Annotated in this window: 16 protein-coding genes and 1 pseudogene; 12 read left to right on the top strand and 5 right to left on the bottom strand. The window is 37.5% G+C overall.

Annotated elements, in window-relative coordinates:
• Window positions 1-16: 16 nt before the first annotated feature.
• The 12 genes from murD to BN358_RS15665 all read left to right on the top strand — a co-directional run bounded on the left by murD (window position 17) and on the right by BN358_RS15665 (window position 11501).
• A complete protein-coding gene (murD, locus tag BN358_RS15720; protein WP_019229499.1) occupies window positions 17-1393 on the top strand; it encodes a UDP-N-acetylmuramoyl-L-alanine--D-glutamate ligase in 1377 nt (458 codons plus the stop codon).
• Entirely contained in the window at window positions 1365-2486 is a 1122-nt protein-coding gene (ftsW, locus tag BN358_RS15715; RefSeq protein WP_019229498.1) for a putative lipid II flippase FtsW, read from the top strand. Before murD ends, ftsW begins: the two co-directional genes overlap by 29 nt.
• Window positions 2487-2568: 82 nt before the next feature.
• The gene (gene murG / locus BN358_RS15710; protein ID WP_019229497.1) at window positions 2569-3696 is read left to right on the top strand and encodes an undecaprenyldiphospho-muramoylpentapeptide beta-N-acetylglucosaminyltransferase; all 1128 of its coding nucleotides are present in this window, start codon (window positions 2569-2571) and stop codon (window positions 3694-3696) included.
• 167 nt (window positions 3697-3863) lie between these two features.
• Window positions 3864-5120, top strand: a complete 1257-nt coding sequence (gene murA / locus BN358_RS15705; RefSeq protein ID WP_019229496.1) for a UDP-N-acetylglucosamine 1-carboxyvinyltransferase — start codon at window positions 3864-3866, stop codon at window positions 5118-5120.
• 133 nt (window positions 5121-5253) lie between these two features.
• On the top strand, window positions 5254-5976 hold the full coding sequence (locus BN358_RS15700) for an FtsQ-type POTRA domain-containing protein (protein ID WP_083851623.1): 723 nt from the start codon (window positions 5254-5256) through the stop codon (window positions 5974-5976).
• Window positions 5969-6679, top strand: a complete 711-nt coding sequence (locus BN358_RS22505; protein ID WP_019229494.1) for a DUF881 domain-containing protein — start codon at window positions 5969-5971, stop codon at window positions 6677-6679. Before BN358_RS15700 ends, BN358_RS22505 begins: the two co-directional genes overlap by 8 nt.
• 32 nt (window positions 6680-6711) lie before the next feature.
• Window positions 6712-7407 (top strand): DUF881 domain-containing protein, encoded by a 696-nt coding sequence (locus BN358_RS15690; protein ID WP_019229493.1) that lies wholly within the window; start codon window positions 6712-6714, stop codon window positions 7405-7407.
• A 12-nt stretch (window positions 7408-7419) separates the two neighbouring features.
• Complete coding sequence (locus BN358_RS15685; protein ID WP_019229492.1) at window positions 7420-7764, top strand: DUF1290 domain-containing protein; 345 nt, start codon at window positions 7420-7422, stop codon at window positions 7762-7764.
• Window positions 7765-7859: 95 nt separating this feature from the next.
• Window positions 7860-8936, top strand: coding sequence for a cell division protein FtsZ (ftsZ, locus tag BN358_RS15680; RefSeq protein WP_019229491.1), 1077 nt, complete (start codon window positions 7860-7862; stop codon window positions 8934-8936).
• A 125-nt stretch (window positions 8937-9061) separates the two neighbouring features.
• Window positions 9062-10666: an ABC-F family ATP-binding cassette domain-containing protein gene (locus BN358_RS15675; RefSeq protein WP_019229490.1), complete on the top strand. Its 1605-nt coding sequence runs from the start codon at window positions 9062-9064 to the stop codon at window positions 10664-10666.
• Window positions 10666-10932 carry a hypothetical protein gene (locus BN358_RS15670; RefSeq protein WP_019229489.1) on the top strand — a complete coding sequence of 89 codons (267 nt, stop codon included), beginning with the start codon at window positions 10666-10668 and terminating at the stop codon, window positions 10930-10932. The genes BN358_RS15675 and BN358_RS15670 overlap by 1 nt, the downstream gene beginning before the upstream one ends.
• A 368-nt stretch (window positions 10933-11300) precedes the next feature.
• Window positions 11301-11501, top strand: a complete 201-nt coding sequence (locus tag BN358_RS15665) for a cold-shock protein (protein WP_019229488.1) — start codon at window positions 11301-11303, stop codon at window positions 11499-11501.
• Window positions 11502-11667: 166 nt separating this feature from the next.
• Here BN358_RS15665 and BN358_RS15660 read toward each other — a convergent pair whose 3' ends face one another.
• From BN358_RS15660 to BN358_RS15640, 5 genes and pseudogenes are all read right to left on the bottom strand, one after another.
• Complete coding sequence (locus tag BN358_RS15660) at window positions 11668-11895, bottom strand: hypothetical protein (RefSeq protein WP_019229487.1); 228 nt, start codon at window positions 11893-11895, stop codon at window positions 11668-11670.
• Window positions 11896-12904: pseudogene (locus BN358_RS15655) on the bottom strand (ABC transporter ATP-binding protein).
• On the bottom strand, window positions 12901-13893 hold the full coding sequence (locus BN358_RS15650; RefSeq protein WP_019229484.1) for an ABC transporter ATP-binding protein: 993 nt from the start codon (window positions 13891-13893) through the stop codon (window positions 12901-12903). Before BN358_RS15650 ends, BN358_RS15655 begins: the two are co-directional and overlap by 4 nt.
• 7 nt (window positions 13894-13900) lie before the next feature.
• Window positions 13901-14794, bottom strand: a complete 894-nt coding sequence (opp4C, locus tag BN358_RS15645) for an oligopeptide ABC transporter permease (protein WP_019229483.1) — start codon at window positions 14792-14794, stop codon at window positions 13901-13903.
• An 11-nt stretch (window positions 14795-14805) separates the two neighbouring features.
• Window positions 14806-15771 (bottom strand): ABC transporter permease, encoded by a 966-nt coding sequence (locus BN358_RS15640; RefSeq protein ID WP_019229482.1) that lies wholly within the window; start codon window positions 15769-15771, stop codon window positions 14806-14808.
• Window positions 15772-15825 lie beyond the last annotated feature (54 nt).

Genomic DNA, 15825 nt, shown 5'->3' with positions numbered 1-15825 from the left:
CTAAAGAGAGGTTAAAATGAAAAATAAAAAAATACTTGTTATCGGGCTTGGAGTTTCGGGAATATCATGCATTAAAGCCCTTCATAAACTGGGAGCAGTTATATATGCATATGATGAATCACCAAAGGAAAAATTATATGAAAAGCTTCAGGAGCTCAGTTCAATTGATGCTGAGTATTTCTTTGGAAGCAGCGAAATAGATAATATCCCTATGAATGAGCTGGATTTTGCAATAAAAAGTCCCGGAATAAAGTATGAGGTGCCAATTGTTGTTAAGTTAATAGAAAAAAGCATTAAAATAATAAGCGACGTTGAAGCTGCCTACATGGTTACAGAAGCTTCATTCATATCAATTACGGGAACAAACGGCAAGACAACCACAACAACTCTCATAGGTGAAATTGTAAAGGAAAGTGGCAGAAACTGCAAGCTTACAGGAAACATAGGCTTTGGCATTTTTGACGATGCCATGAATTCTAAAAAAGGTGATGTGCTAATTGCAGAAGTAAGCAGTTTTCAGCTTGCGGGAACATATGACTACAAGCCTCAAATAAGCGTCATTACAAACATAACTCCTGACCACATGGATTATCACCACACAATGGAAAATTATGTTGAAGCTAAATTTAAGAACGTAATAAATCAAGATGAAAATGATTATGCAATATTAAATTATGAAGATGAAATTATAAGAGATTATTCCCACAACATAAGAGCAAAGAAAATATTTTTCAGTTCTGAAAGAGTACTTGATAAAGGAATTTTTGTCCTTGATGGAAAGATGGTATATAAAAATGAAAATGATACATTTGTTATCATAAACACAAGGGACATATTCATTCCTGGCAAACATAACCTGGAAAATGCAATGGCTGCAGCCGGAGCAGCCATAGCGCTTGGAACTGATGTTGAAACAATAGCTAAAGTATTAAAAGAATTCAAAGGCGTTGAACACAGGCTTGAATTTTGCGGTGAATATAACAATGTGAAGTTTTACAATGATTCAAAGGGAACAAATCCCGACGCTTCCATCAAGGCTGTTCAAGGAATAGAAAAACCAATTGTGCTCATTGCAGGAGGCTACGACAAAAAATCACAGTATGATGATTTTATACAATCATTTGACAACAAGGTAAAGGCCTTGGTGCTTCTTGGCCAGACTGCCAATGACATAGAAAAATGTGCACGCAGTTATGGATTCACAAACATTTATAAAGTTCAAAGTATGGATGAGGCAGTGAAGAAATGCTTCGAATTAAGCGAAGAAGGCGACAATGTTGTTCTTTCTCCCGCATGCGCAAGCTGGGGAATGTACCCTAACTACGAGGTGAGAGGAAGAGACTTTAAGGAAAGGGTTAAATATTATGGAGGAAGCAGTACACAAAGCAGGTAAAAAGACTGTAGACTGGGTTTTGGTTTTTATTATTGTAGTATTGGTTCTCTTTGGTTTTTTGATGGTTTATAGTTCCAGCTATCCTGACGGATACTATAAGTTTAACGGAGATCCGTTTTATTTTCTGAAAAAGCAGGTTATAGCAGCTGTAATAGGAATGACCGGAATGATATTTTTTGCAAATATTCCTTATAAAATATATTCCAGATTCAATAAGGTAATTCTTGTTGCATGCGTGGGATTTGCCCTTTTGACGGTGATTATGGGAATTGCTTCTAACGGAGCACAAAGGTGGATAAATATAGGCGGTATAACATTTCAGCCTTCAGAAATAATTAAAATAGGCGGAGTTTTATACATGGCTGACTACTTTGATCGAAACCGCAAAAATATGAGTTCCTTTACAAAAGGTTTTATTCCTTCAATGGTTTTCATAGGGGTTTTCTGCGGTCTGATTGCTATGCAGGATGACCTGAGCACAGCCATAATTCTAGGCGGAACTCTCATGGTTATGTTTTTCTGCGCAGGAGCAAGGCTCAGCCACCTGTTCCTTCTTGTGGGAGCTGCTGTAGCAGGTGTTGTTGTTATGATTGCAATGCAGCCATACAGAATTACAAGAATAATAGTCTTCTTTGACCCGTTTAAATATAAGCAGGACCAGGGATGGCAGATAATACAGTCACTATATGCCCTCGGAACAGGAGGACTGTTCGGAATGGGAATTGGGAAAAGCAGACAAAAGTTTTTTTATCTCCCTGAAGCATACAACGATTTTATATTTTCAATAATTGGTGAAGAGTTAGGATTCATTGGGTGTGTGTTTATAATGCTTGGTTTTGTAGTCTTTGCCTGGAGAGGGTTACGAATATCAATGAACACTGAAGATTTTTTCGGAAGCCAGACGGCATTAGGACTTACAACACTGGTACTTGTTCAGTTCATGATACATGTTGCCGTAGCAACCTCATCAATGCCTCCCACAGGTAGAGCCCTGCCTTTTATAAGTGCAGGGGGGTCATCTCTGATGTTTCTACTTTGTTCCATGGGAATATTATTAAATATTTCAAAATATTCAAATACATACAGAAGTTAAGAAGTAGCAGGCAATAATTCATTGCCTAGGAAATACAATGACAATAAATTGATCTAAAATAAAAAAGGAAAGTGATTAATAAATGAGAGTGCTTATAACCGGCGGAGGAACAGGGGGACACATAAACCCTGCTTTGGCCATTGCTCAAAAGGTGAGACTTGCGGATCCATCCAATGAAATATTATATGTAGGTACAAAAAAAGGAATGGAGAGCGAACTCGTTCCAAAAGAAGGCTTTGAATTCAAATATGTTACTGCAAAATATCTCAGAAGAAGTCTAAGCTTTGAAAACATAAAAACAATTTTGGCCTCAATCAAGGGAGTTATGGAGGCCTCAAAAATAATTAAGGATTTTAAACCTGACATAGTTGTTGGAACCGGAGGGTATGTGTGCGGACCGGTAGTTCTTGCAGCAAGCCTTAAAAAAATACCAACTATGATACATGAGCAGAATGTTTTTCCCGGAATCACAAACAAACTGCTTTCAAAGGTTGTTGATGTAATCATAATAAGTTTCAAGGATGCTGAAAATTATTTCCCCAAGGAGTCTGCAAACAAGCTGGTGCTTGTGGGAAATCCTGTGAGAAAAGATATACTTACAGCAGACAGGAGAAAATCCAGGGCTAACTTTAAATTAAATAGTGACGATATATTTATATATTCCTTTGGAGGCAGCGGGGGACAAATAAGTTTAAATGAAGCAATAATAGAAACAATAGAAAAATACAACGGTAATAATAGTATTAAAATTCTTCATATAACAGGCAAGAAGCACTATGAAAAGTTTATGGGAGAGCTTAACAAAAAAGTAAAACCACAGAGCAACATTGAAATCAGGGACTACATGTATGATGCGGCATCTGCACTTTCAGCTTCTGACATAGTCATAGGAAGTGCCGGGGCTATAACCATTGCTGAAATTACAGCCATAGGAGTGCCTTCCATACTTATACCCAAGACTTATACTGCAGAAAACCACCAGGAGTACAATGCCCGTGCCCTTGAAAAGGAAGGGGCAGCAAAGGTGATTCTTGAAAAGGACTTAAACGGAAGTGAACTTAGTAATGCCATTGATGATATAATAAAGAACAAAAATGTTCTTAAGGCAATGAGCTTGAATTCAAAGAGAATGGGAAGCACTGACGTTGAAGGGAAAATATATGATATTATGTTGAATTTGACCAACTTAAAAACCAAAAGTAACAAGTAATATGAAATTGCATAACATATTATATGATTATCTGAATCAGTACAAAAATCAAAGCAAGTTATATTTATATAACTTGCATTGCATTCTCAGGAACTGATAGTCATATTGAGGTTTCCGGAATGTTATTCCGGTTAATCGATTATGTTACTTGTTGCGGAGGGATAAAGATGGGAAGCTTTATAATTGAAGGAAGAAACAGCTTAGAAGGAATAGTTGACATAGGCGGGTCAAAAAATGCTGCTCTTCCTATTTTAGCTAGTACGGTTATCAGCGGAAGAGAATATCTTCTTGAAAATATACCAGACATCGAAGATGTAAAAGATATGCTGGAAATATTGCAAGACATGGGATGCACGGTTCAACACGATAACGGTGTTGCTCTCATTGACACAAGAGGACTTAATACTTCTCAGGTACCGGAAAAACTTGTAAGAAAAATAAGGTCATCAATAATATTGATGGGAGCTGTTCTTCAAAGGACAGGAAATGTTGAAATTGCATATCCCGGGGGATGTGAAATAGGACTTCGTCCAATAGATTTGCATCTGAAGGGTTTAAGAAAACTTGGAGTTGAGATCATTGAAAAAAGTGGACTTTTAGTCGGCAAGGTCACAGAGCCATCAGGTTGTGAAATTCAGCTTGACTACCCAAGTGTGGGCGCAACAGAAAATATTATGTTGTTTGCCGTTGGAATACCAGGAAAGACAGTGATATATAACCCTGCGAAAGAACCGGAAATAGTTGACTTGCAGAACTTTTTGAACACATGTGGATACAGTGTGAGCGGTGCAGGAACAGGATCAATAATAATAGAAGGAAAAAAACCGGAAAATACAGACACTGTAGAATATAAGATTATTTCCGACCGTATTGAGGCAGGAACTTATTTGAGTGCAGCATCATCGATGAAGAGCAAAATTTACATAAGAAATATAGAAAAATCTCATTTCAAGTCAATTACTTCAATATATGAAGATGCCGGATGTGAAATAAGGGAAACTCATGGAACAATTGTAATTTCAAACAAAGGAAGAATAAAAGCAGTAGAGAAAGTTACAACTCAGCCGTATCCGGGATTTCCAACAGATATGCAGGCGCAGTTTATGGCCAGCATGGCAACAGCCGACGGCATTTCAATTATAGAAGAAACGGTATTTGATTCACGTTACAAACACGTACCTGAGCTTCAGAAAATGGGAGCAAACATCACAACAATCGGAAGAGTGGCAGTTGTTGAGGGAGTCCACAAGCTTTATAGTGCCGAGGTTGAGGCAAAAGATCTTCGGGGAGGGGCTGCTCTTGTAATAGCAGCATTAGGAGCTGAAGGAACTTCAAAAATAAACAACATCTACCATATAAACAGAGGCTATGAAAAATTTGTGCAAAAACTGCAAAATATAGGAGCCGTAATAACAGAAACATAAAATTAAATTCACATAAAAAAACTCATACTAAAGATACCAGGTAAAAAAATAGGCTGAAAAAAGAAACAACAAACAAAAGAAAAAGAAAAAGAAGAAAAAATTCAGAAAGCTATTCGTAAGTACAGCAGCTTTTATTACGGCTGCTGTAGTTGTTGTTTTTTGCCTTTATTACGTATATTTTAAAACACCTTATTTTGAAATTACGCAGGTCGATGTTGCAGGAAACGTATTGTACAAAAAAGATTACATCATAGAACAATCACATGTTGATGAGGGAGAAAGATTATTTTCAGTAGATAGAGCAAAAGTAAAGGAAAATCTTGAAAAAGAAATTTACGTGGAAAGCGCCCGTGTAGTTTACGAGCTGCCCAACAAAATATATATTGAAATAAAAGAAAGGGTAGAGAATTATCAGATACATTATAACAATGAATATATTGTTACTGACAAGAGTGGCATAGCCCTTCGCACATCAGCAGAAAAAAACGACCTTTTGACTATTGAAAGTTTGACTGATGTATTATACAATATAGGAAACACAGCAGAATTTGCGGGCATTGACAATATTAACAACATTTTTGACACTATAGAATACCTGAAAGGTGAATTCGGCAGCGAAACAATAAAGGGCATAACAGCCTGCAAGGACAACAGCGTTATGATAAACACGGAATATGGCACTGTGATTAGAATAAAGCTGGGTGAGGACATAAAATATCAGATTGTGTTTGCCATGAAAATAATAAACGAAAGACTCAATAATAACTTGACAGTTGCTTCAGGGTTAATAGATTTTACAAAGGGGGACAGTCCTGTGTACATAGAGGACTATAAAATGGAGGATTACAATGAGTAAGTTGTGGCAAAAGGTAATGCTGTTTGCTATAAGTTTGGTTCTAGGGGTTGTTTGCATGACGCAAATAAGAACAACAAACAATGTTCTTGGGAATGAAGATCCTCAGAACATTGCAAGCCAGCTTGACAATGAGCTGGCAGAGCTGACTCTTCAGAAAAATGAATTGAGAGAAGAGCTTGATGCCTTAAAACAAACAGCAAAGGAAAATGAAGAGATTTATGATGCAAAAGAGGCGGAACTTGAGAGATTAAAGGAAGAACTTGCAAATCAGCAAATATTATCCGGTTATTATGAAGTTAAAGGACCTGGAACAATAATCACCATTGATTCCGAACCTAATTCTTATGTGAGCCTGGCTTCAAGCCACCAGTATATTCTGGCGCTCATCAGTTATTTAAACAATGCAGGTGTTGAGGCGATATCCATTAACGGACAGAGATACACAAACTATACTGAAATAGTGCCTGTATTGGATCACATCAATGTTAACGGTGTTGCATTGGTGCTTCCGCTGGAAATAAAGGCAATAGGCAATTCCAGAACAATAGATGCATCACTTAATTTTGTGGGAGGAATAGTGTCTCAGCTGAGCCAGATAGGATATACAATCGAAACAGAAAATTCTTCCGAAATATTCATCAACAAGTACGATGGAGAAAAAGAATTCAAGTATGCTGTTCCAATTACCATAGAGGAAGAATAAGATCGGGGGAGATTCACATAAAACTAAAGACAATGAACATAATCATTTTTATTTTGGTTTTTACTGTGTCTGCTGCAATTGTAAACGGAGCAGATGCAGGTGTTGATGAAAATACAATTTATGCACTTAAAAACTTAAATAATTATGAAAAAAATGTAAAAGATATGCGCGAAGTTGTTAAAAACCTCCAGGATGAAGTTTTATACGAAAAAAGTCAGGCAAAGGATTTAGATAACGACAATTTTCTTGAGGCTATGATAGAAATGAATCATCAGATTGAAGAATTGAAATTTTACAATGGTTTTACTGATGTAAGAGGTCCGGGAATAATGCTCAGGGTTTCAGACAGTTTGAGTGATGACGAGAACCTTGATATTATGGATAAAATAGTACATGACGTAGATATAACAGTGCTTCTCAATGATTTGAAAAGTGCAGGAGCAGAAGCAATAGATGTTAATGGTAAAAGAATAGTAAACATTTCAGAGGTGGTATGTGCTGGACCGGTACTTAAAATAAACGGAGAAGCAGTGCCTGCTCCTTTCGTAATAAGAGCCGTGGGGGACCAGGAAAAATTGTACAACGTTGTAACTGAAGAAGGAACATATGCATATGACCTTAAAAACAAATACGGAATGGAAGTTGCGGCCATTATGAGCTACAACCTAAAAATACCAAAGTTTTACGGAATAAATTCCGAGAATAAATTTGCGCAGAGCGCAGAATAAGGGGTTGAAATAATGATTTACGTAGTTGCAGGCCTGGTGCTTGGAGTAGTTGCAGGATTAAATTTAAATTTAATATACAGTCCTGAATACTCAGTATATATAGCTATTGCTGTGTTGGCAATATTAAACACAATTATGAATATGTTGTCAGAAAATTTAAATGGAGAATTAACTCCTGTAAAAAGCGGTGCGTTTTTAGCAAGTGACGTGGTATTTGGATTGTTATTAGCATATGTGGGTGAGCAGTTAGGGCTTCCTGTGTACCTTGCAGCAGTATTTGCATTTGGAAATAATATTTATAAAAAGTTAAGAATTATGATAGATTTTTGGCTTGAAAAATATAATAAAAACAAGTAAACTAATTAAAAATGTGTATGAAAATTTATAATTATGTGATATAATATTTTTTATAATGAATAAGAAAAATTTTCTCTCGTTTAGGAGGTCAATATATGTTTCAATTTGAAGAACCATCAGAAAGACTGGCAAATATTAAAGTAATCGGCGTCGGAGGCGGCGGCAATAATGCAGTAAATAGAATGATTGAAGCTGGCGTAAGAGGTGTTACATTTATAAGTGTTAATACGGACAAGCAGGCATTATATTCATCTAAAGCTGAAATCAAATTTCAGATAGGCGAAAAATTAACAAACGGTCTTGGTGCGGGTTCAAAACCTGAAATAGGTGAAAAGGCAGCTGAAGAAAATAAAGCTGACATAGCGGAACTTGTTGAAGGAGCAGATATGGTGTTCATTACTGCCGGAATGGGCGGCGGCACCGGAACAGGAGCGGCTCCGTACATTGCAGGTGTTGCAAAAGAACAAGGAATACTTACAGTTGCCGTTGTTACAAAACCTTTCATGTTCGAAGGCAAGAACAGAATGAAAAATGCCGAAACAGGTCTTAGAAAATTAAAAGAAAATATTGATACCCTTGTGGTTATACCAAACGATAAACTTCTGGAAATATCAGACAAGAAAACTACAATGCTTGAAGCATTTACATTGGCAGACGATGTTTTAAGACAAGGTATACAAGGCATTTCTGATCTTATTGCAATTCCTGCAATCATGAACCTTGACTTTGCCGATGTTGAAACAATAATGTCAGGTCAGGGCCTTGCACACATGGGAATCGGTCAGGCAACGGGAGAAAACAGAGCTCTCAATGCTGTTAAGCAGGCTATCCAAAGCCCTCTGCTTGAAACAAGCATAAACGGAGCAAGAGGTGTTCTCTTAAATATTACAGGCGGCACAAGCATGGGAATTCATGAAGTGAATGAAGCAGCCAAACTCATAGAAGAAGCTGCGGACCCGGAAGCAAATATCATATTTGGAGCAAATATTGACGAATCAGTTGGAGATACTATTAAAATCACTGTTATTGCCACAGGTTTCGGTGAAAACAACGCTGCAGACACTAAGACAGCAAAATCTGAAGGCGCTAAAGCCATCAAAGAAGAAAAACCTGGCAAGGAAAGCAATCCATTTGATTTCACAATTCCAAATTTCCTAAACAAGAAAAACTAAAATAATGGGAGCCGTGAAGAATAATAATTCTAAGGCTCCTTTTTAGCTTGCATTATTAGATTGAATATGATATTCTTTTTAGGTTAAAAAAGAAAATTTAAAATATTATATATAAGGATGATTAAATGATAACAGTAACAAACTTAAGCCTTCAATTTGGGGGAAGCAAACTTTTCAACGACGTAAATTTAAAATTTGTGCCGGGAAACTGCTATGGCGTAATAGGAGCCAATGGAGCAGGAAAATCAACTTTCCTGAAAATATTGTCAGGAGAAATTGACTACACATCAGGAGAACTGTCAATTCCAAACAATGTAAGAATGTCCGTGCTGAAACAGGACCACTTCATGTATGATGAATTTTCTGTAATGGAAACAGTTATGATGGGAAACAAGAGATTATATGATGTTATGAAGGAAAAAGATGCATTATATGCAAAAGAAGACTTCACAGATGAAGACGGAGTTAGAGCTTCGGAACTTGAAGGTGAATTTGCAGAAATGAACGGCTGGGATGCAGAAACAGAAATTGCTCAGATTCTTCAAGGCCTTGGAGTAGGTTCAGATCTTCATTATTCGTATATGAGAGATTTAAACGGTGGTGACAAGGTCAAAGTAATGCTTGCACAGGCATTATTCGGAAGACCTGGAATCATTTTGCTTGATGAGCCTACAAACAACTTAGACATTGAATCTATCAACTGGCTGGAAGATTTTCTTCTGGACTTTGAAGGTCTTGTAATTGTTGTATCCCACGACAGACACTTTTTAAATACAGTGTGCACTCACATTGTGGATATTGATTACAAGAAAATCAGCATGTATGTAGGAAACTACGATTTCTGGTATGAATCAAGCCAGCTTATGCAGCAGCTCATGAGAGACCAGAACAGAAAAAGAGAAGATAAAATAAAAGACTTACAGAACTTTATCCAGAGGTTCTCTGCAAACAAGTCAAAATCAAAACAAGCAACATCAAGAAGAAAGCTTCTTGATAAATTAGAAATAGAAGAAATGCCTTCTTCTTCAAGGAGATATCCATTTGTTAAGTTTACTCCGGACAGAGAAGTTGGAAATGAAATACTTACTGTTGAAGGATTGTCAAAATCATTTGACGGTGTTGATGTACTGAAGAACATTTCATTCAGAGTGAACAGAGACGATAAAATAGCTTTTGTGGGCGAAAATGAACTTGCACAAAGCACATTGTTCAAAATACTTGTAGGAGAAATGGAGCCGGATACTGGAACAATCAAGTGGGGACAGACAATCACAAAATCATACTTCCCTAAGGACAACTCCGAATTTTTCGATGGAGTAAATTTAAACCTTGTTGACTGGATGAGACAATATTCTGAAGATCAGTCTGAAAGCTTTTTGAGAGGATTCCTGGGCAGAATGCTGTTTTCAGGTGATGATGCTTTAAAACCTGCCAATGTATTGTCAGGAGGAGAAAGAGTGCGATGCATGCTTTCAAGAATGATGCTGTCAGGTTCAAACGTACTTGTCCTTGACCAGCCTACAAACCACTTGGATCTTGAGTCAATCACAGCCCTTAACAACGGCTTGATGGATTTTAAAGAAATTGTGTTGTTTTCTTCACACGACCACCAGTTTATTCAGACTGTTGCAAACCGCATAATTGAACTTAATGAACAGGGAATGGTTGATATGGCCATGACCTACGATGAGTATTTGGAAAGAAAAGAAAACAGACAGAGGGTGAGTTAATGAATAAAAAGTGTGCTCAGGAAATGAGTTTTGAGGATTTCAAAAATTCCATAAGTCCTGAAATGCTTAACGAATTGACAAAAATGAATATATCATACAACCGAGCATACAGTATATTTAAAGACATTCTCATGGAATCGCATCTTGAGGATGATGAAGAAATGGGTACAATGGAAAGCATTGTAAAGCACATAATTCTTGATTATACAGATGAAATGATGGCTGATGAATTCTGCAAATATGAAACGGACTGGGAAGAACATTAACAATAAAAATAAGGCGCCTATGGCGCCTTTTAATTTTTAAAGTTCTTTGATTAATGAACATATTTTGCAGTCTGTCAACAAATGTTATTATTATTCAATTATGCAAATTTATAGACACTTGCGGAAATGTTTGCAGAAAAGGGTCTCATGTCGGAATATAGTGTTTTATGGCGTGAAAAATTTGTGCCTGTTGCTTAAAATAATGTTGACAAATCTCAATTTCTATGGTATTCTTTAAGAGTATTACAGATGTATTTATAGATTTCACATGTTTTTAGATATTATATGTGTCACTGTATATAATATGTAAAAATGTGTGAATTTTTTTATACAATGGAATATAAATAATATTATTTAGGGAGGTACTCATGGCTAAGGGTACAGTTAAATGGTTTAACTCAGAAAAAGGATTTGGATTTATCACAAAGGAAGATGGAAATGACGTATTCGTACATTTCTCAGCTATCCAGGGAGACGGATTCAAGACTCTTGAAGAAGGTCAAAAAGTAAGCTTTGACGTTACTCAAGGAAACAGAGGCGACCAAGCAGCTAACGTTACTAGAATATAACGAGCACAAATAAAACCGGGAAGCAATTCCCGGTTTTAATTTTTATCGACCGTAGGGTGAATAAAATTGATGGTAGGTCAACCGCAGCGAGTTCCAAATATATGCGACCGTAGGGAGCTAATATATTTGTGAACGAGACTGCGAATACCATAACAGCGTTACATTACTAATAAAAATATCCAAGCAGAAACACAACACATGCTATTATTGCAACAAATGCTGCAAAGTAAGGAAGTATCAGTGATAACACGGCCAGTATCATAGCTGGAATATCATTTTTTTCCAGCATTAATTCTTCCTGTTCATTTGATTTTTCATTTAGATTTTCATGAGGCAAGTTAGCAAGTCTTATTTTTTCCAAATCTTCTTCAACTCTTGATTTTAAGAATAACATTTAAAACACTCCATTCACTTTATGGCACATTGAAAAATGTCCATGGTTTATTTCCATGTATTCAGGTGCCTTTTCCTTACATATTTCATGAGCATAAGGACAACGGGTGTGAAAACGGCAGCCTGACGGCGGATTAGCCGGAGAAGGAATGTCTCCTTCCAATATAATGCGCTTCTTATTTTGTCTTACAGACGGATCGAATGATGGCGCCGCTGACAGCAATGCTTCTGTATAAGGATGAAGAGGATTTGTAAATATCTCTTTTTTGCTTCCTTTTTCCACTATCTGACCAAGGTACATGACCGCAACTTCGTCACTGATAAACTTTACCACTGACAAGTCATGTGAAATGAACAAGTATGTCAGTCCGAAATCTTCCTGGGCATCTTTTAATAAATTTATTATTTGAGACTGAATGGACACATCAAGAGCTGAAACAGCTTCATCACATACTATAAATTCAGGATTAACTGCCAAGGCTCTTGCTATGCAAATACGCTGACGCTGACCACCTGAAAACTGGTGAGGATAACGGTCTGCCTGTTCTGGAAACAATCCGCACCTCATGATTACTTCAATTGCTTTTTCTTTCATTTTCTTTTTTTGATTTAACAATGTTGTGCTGCAGCATGGCTTCACCTACAATTTCATAAATGGGAAGCCTTGGATTCAATGAACTGTATGGATCCTGAAAAATAATCTGCATTTTTGTGCGCATATGATTGATTTCGCTTTTATGCATTTTATATATGTTCTTTCCGTCATATTCAACAGTACCATCTGTGGGGTCAAGAAGTCTCAGCATAGTCCTACCAAGTGTAGATTTGCCGCAGCCTGATTCACCTACGATACCCAGAACTTTTCCCTTTTTTATTTGAAATGAAACATTGTCCACTGCCTTGACGCTGCCTGTTGAACGCTTAATGATTCCAGTCTTTATGGGGAAATACTTTCTTAGATTTTTTACGGTTACTAAACTATCGACCGCATTTTCACTGTAAGAGCTCATAGCACTTCCTCCTTATCTTCATTTGTGTACAGCCAGCACGCAATTCTGTGTTCTCCTTCAAGAACAATTTCTTTTGGAAAAGATTTTTTGCAAATATCCATTGCTTTTTCGCACCTTGGATGAAAAGGACATCCTTCAGGCAAGTTGCTGAGATCTGGTACATTTCCCGGAATGACATGAAGTCTTGTGCTTGATGTTGCCATATCCGGCTTGGAACATATAAGACCGATGGTGTAAGGATGTTTGGGATCCTTGAATATGTCAATTACCGTTGCTACTTCCACAACCTTTCCGGCATACATAACCATTACGCGGTCACTCATTTCTGCTATTACTCCAAGGTCGTGAGTGATAAAAATTATAGAGGCATTTATTTTTTGTTTAAGTTCGTTCATAAGGTCAAGCACCTGGGCTTGGATAGTTACATCCAGTGCTGTAGTAGGTTCATCTGCTATAAGCAGTCTTGGTTCACATGCAAGCGCCATTGCAATCATTGCCCTCTGACGCATGCCTCCTGACAGGGCAAATGGATAGTCATCGACTACACGCTCAGGGTTTGGAATTTTTACCAGCTCAAGCATTTTAATGCTTTCTTTGTAAGCTTCATCCATGGTCATGCCTCTGTGAAGCATCATGGTTTCGCTTATTTGTCTTCCTATTTTAAAAATCGGGTTTAAGGAAGTCATGGGTTCCTGGAATATGAAAGATATATCATTTCCTCTTATTTCTCTGATTCTTTCATCAGAGACTTTCAACATGTCTTCTCCGTTGAATAATATTTCTCCTCCTTCATACTTTCCGGGGGGAGTTTCAACTAATCTGACCAATGACATACAAGATATGCTCTTGCCACAGCCTGATTCTCCTACTATGCCTAAAGTTTCCCCTTCATTTACATAAAAGCTGACATCATCAGCAGCCTTAACAACACCTCTGTCTGAATAGAAATAAGTTTTAAGGTTTTTTACATCCAATAATATTCTGCTCATGATAACCTCATCTCTTCATTTTAGGGTCGATTGCATCACGCATGCCGTCGCCCAGTATATTAAAGCACATAACAGAAATAAAAATACATATTCCGGGAGGTATCCAATACCACCATTTTTGCTGAATAATAAGAGTGTTTCTTGCTTCCTGTATCATATTTCCCCATGTGGGTGTAGGAGGTGAAACCCCAAGTCCTAAGAAACTCAATGATGTTTCAGTCAATATAACACTTGCCATCCCAAGAGTTGCATAGACTATTACATAAGCCAGGACGTTTGGCAGGAGGTGACGAAATATTCTTCTGAAGTCACTTATGCCTAATGCTTCGCATGCTTCCATGTATTCCATTTCTCTGAGAGTCAGTATTTGTCCCCTCACAATTCTTGCAATGCTGGGCCAGCTAAGCAGCGCGAGAACAATTATAAGATTTGTTACACTGTTTCCAAATACGGCCACAATGGTGATGCAAAACATCATAAATGGAAAGGACATAAATATGTCTGCAAAGCGCATTATGACTATATCGATAAAACCGCCGTAAAAGCCGGATAAACTGCCTAAAACAACTCCTGTAACGCATTCAAGGGTTACTACTGCCAAAGCAAGACCTAAAGATATCCTTCCTGCATAAAAAAGTCTGACAAACAAATCCCTGCCGATTTTATCTGTTCCAAGCCAGTGATCAGAGCTGGGGGCCTGATCTCGGTTTTGCATATCTGTAGTTTCTATGGAATACTGGGATAATTCAGGAACAATTATACACAGACCTATGATAATAACAAGCAAGTACAAGCTTATCATTGCCATTTTGTTCTTGCGTAGCCTGTAAAAAACTTCTCCCCAATATGATAGATTTTTGTGTGAACTTTTTGTGTTTTTAAGAACTTCACTTTTTACCATATGAGCACCCCTTAATCGTATCTGATTCTTGGGTCTGCAATTGCATACAGTATGTCTGCCACCAATGTACCCATTAGTGTCAAAACTGCTAGCATTGCGTTAATACCAAGAATCAACGGATAATTTCTTGTCATGGTTGCTTCAACAGAAATTTTACCAAGTCCCGGAAGAGCAAAAATTGATTCGGTTACAACAGCTCCTGACAACAGTGAAGGTATCCAGAAGCCAAGAAGAGTTATTATGGGAATGACAGCATTTCTGAAGGCGTGTCTGTATATTACAGTTTTTTCCTTAAGCCCCTTTGCACGAGCCGTCCTGATGTAATCCTGCTTTATTACTTCGAGCATGCTTGAACGGGTGTAGCGCATGAAGCTTGCTGTAGAGCCAAGGCCAAGAACAATGCTTGGCAAAACAAGATGCCATGCTACGTCCAATGCCTTATCAACGGGATTAGTTGACATTAAAAGAGGGTCCTTAAGCCCGAATAAAGGGAAAATCTGAATATCAACAGCAAAATTTTTCAAGAGGAGCAACCCAAAGAAAAAGGACGGGATGCTTATACCTATGAACGATACAACGGTAAGAACGTTGTCAGTGATGCTGTATTGTTTAGTGGCACTTATTACACCGGCAGGTATGCCGATTATAACCGAAATGGCCAAGGAAACAAGAGATAATAGCAGTGTAGGTCCCACGTAATCTTTCATAACATCCACAACGGGTTTTTTGTGGTTGATTGAATAGCCGAGATTCCCGTGAAGGGCTTCTCCTATCCAGTTAACAAATCTTTCGTACCATGGAACGTCAAGTCCCAACTTTTGAGCCAATTCAGCTTTTTGTTCAGGTGTCATTTTAGGAATCATCATGTTTGAAACCGGAGTACCTGGGGCTTGCTCAAGTATGAAAAACAATATGAATAAAATTCCAATAAAAACAGGAATCATCTGAATAATGCGCCTAATAATGTAGTTTTTCATAAAACCACCTCTTTCGTTTTATTTTAGAGAGGGGAGGAGACCCTCCCCTGAATG

Origin of the sequence: Sedimentibacter sp. B4 (assembly GCF_000309315.1) — a bacterium.
Classification (GTDB): Bacteria; Bacillota; Clostridia; order Tissierellales; family Sedimentibacteraceae; genus Sedimentibacter; species Sedimentibacter saalensis.
The sequence above is the reverse complement of the archived record's forward strand: the minus strand, read 5'-3'. Positions and strand labels throughout refer to the sequence as shown.